The following is a 2,014-nucleotide window of genomic DNA, read 5'->3' as shown; positions in this document are numbered from 1 at the left end:
TGCTTCCGAAGGATTTTAAGGTTTTTATCCTGAATTCCTGTAACGCATCAGGCATTGCTGATCCAACTCCGGCGTGATCCTGATGATTGTTAGTTCCTTTTATTTTGACATGTTTTCCGTTCAGAAAAAAGCCTTCAATGGCGTCAAAACGAATTGTTCGGATTCCGAAAGTAGTTTGGTATGAATCTACCAATTTTTCTTTCTCATAAACTGAAGTAGCCATTTTGTATAAATAAGGATTTTCAACTGACCAAAGTATTGGATTTTCAACAGATAAATCAGTTGTAAAATCTTTGGTTTCCCTAGGATTCAGACTACAGGAATTGATTGTTTTTTCGGCAATACTTTTTCCGTTTGCATCCAAAATAGTTTGAATGATTTTGAATGATTTTGAAGCTTTACCTTCATTGGTCAATGTAACTAATGCATTAACATCAGAAGAATTGTTTTTTATTTTTGATTGTACAAAAGTGCCGTTGTCAGGAACGTGAAGTTCATTGGTTTTGTTCAGCCAAACATTACGATAGATTCCAGCTCCTTCATAAAACCAGCCTTCTTCCATCGTTGCATCAACGCGTACGGCAATTGTATTTTCGCCACCGTAATTAAGGTAATCGGTAATGTCGTATTCAAATCCTAAATAACCGCTGTCCTGATTTCCTAAATAATGGCCATTTACCCAAACAACCGAATTGCGGAAAACACCATCAAAAGCTATATGAATTCGGCGCCCAAAATCGCTTTCGGGAATGGTTATTTTTTTGCGGTACCAACCGATGCTTTTGTCAGGAAAATTTCTTCCGATGGCTTTGAATCCATGACTGAAACTGGCCTCGTTGCTAAAACCTTGCTCTACTGCCCAATCGTGAGGCAGATCCAACTTTCGCCAAGAACGATCATCAAAACTTGCATTTGCAGCGCCATCTCCGAAACCTGCTTTGGCCAAATAAGAGAAATACGCCACTCCTGTATTGAAATCTTTTTTGGCATCTGATGGATGTCCGAATGCAAAGCTCCAATCTTTATCGAGTGAAATGTGTTCTCTCGATTGTGAATAAGTGGAAAGATAAAAACTGAAAAATATGAGTATTAAAAGGTGGAGTTTGGTGAAATTTTTCATTTGATATTTTGATAGGATAATCAACAATTACATCTTACAATAATAAGAATTAGAAACCTCAAATACTGATACTTTTTTTTCAAAAAATACTTAAAAAATTGCAAATTTCAGAATTCAATAAGAGTTATCATTGGCTAAATAATGAAGTTGGCAATTTATTTAAAAGAATAAAATCAATTATAAAAAAAATCCCTAGCTGTTAACTAGGGATTTTTCATTAAAACTAATACAAAAGATAATTATAAGAATCCGATATCATCTATATAGAAAGTACTACCTGGAGTAAGAGCACCGTTAGAAAATTCTTGAATAAGCATAGCATCAAATTTATCTCCAGCTATAAGATCAGGATGCAAAGCTGAAATAGGAATTGAAATATGATTCCATTGACCTGGTATCAAAGTAACTGTTGTACCATTATCAGAATTATAAAGATCACCACTATTTATATTAACAAAAATCTTAGTGCTTTCAGTAGGGAATATCGACATTTTAACAAATTGATAATCAGTAGTGTATTGAGGAGTATCAAATTGCAAAGTTAACCCTTCCCAACTTCCTATTACTTTTTTGATTGAATGTGTTCCCCTACTAACTTTTTCAGTGCTTTCCAAAGTAAGTTGGCCTCCCCAACCACCACCAGTGCCTTTCAAAGAGTCATCGTATAGAAAATATTTAAGACCAATACCACTTGGAGCAGATACACCGAACTCAGTCTCTACAACAATAAGAGCATAAGAATTAAAATCAGCAGGAACAGTTGCCTGAATTTCTGTTTTAGATATTACTTTAAATGTTGCAGCAGTAGAACCAAACTTAACACTTTTAACTTTAACAAAATGTTGTCCTGTAATTGTGATAACATCTCCAGGAGAAGCCAATACTTGTGACAAA

General features: G+C 34.7%; 2 protein-coding genes. Both read right to left on the bottom strand.

Annotated elements, in window-relative coordinates:
- Positions 1-1,120, bottom strand: a 1,120-nt coding sequence (locus tag VLC96_RS12040; RefSeq protein WP_325263220.1) for a glycoside hydrolase family 2 protein, incomplete at its 3' end; no start/stop codon positions are given.
- A 239-nt stretch (positions 1,121-1,359) separates the two neighbouring features.
- The coding region (locus tag VLC96_RS12035) for an IPT/TIG domain-containing protein (protein ID WP_325263218.1) at positions 1,360-2,014 on the bottom strand (655 nt) is incomplete at its 5' end.

It is taken from the genome of Flavobacterium sp., assembly GCF_035456085.1.
In the GTDB taxonomy this organism is placed as follows: domain Bacteria; phylum Bacteroidota; class Bacteroidia; order Flavobacteriales; family Flavobacteriaceae; genus Flavobacterium.
The sequence above is the reverse complement of the archived record's forward strand: the minus strand, read 5'-3'. Positions and strand labels throughout refer to the sequence as shown.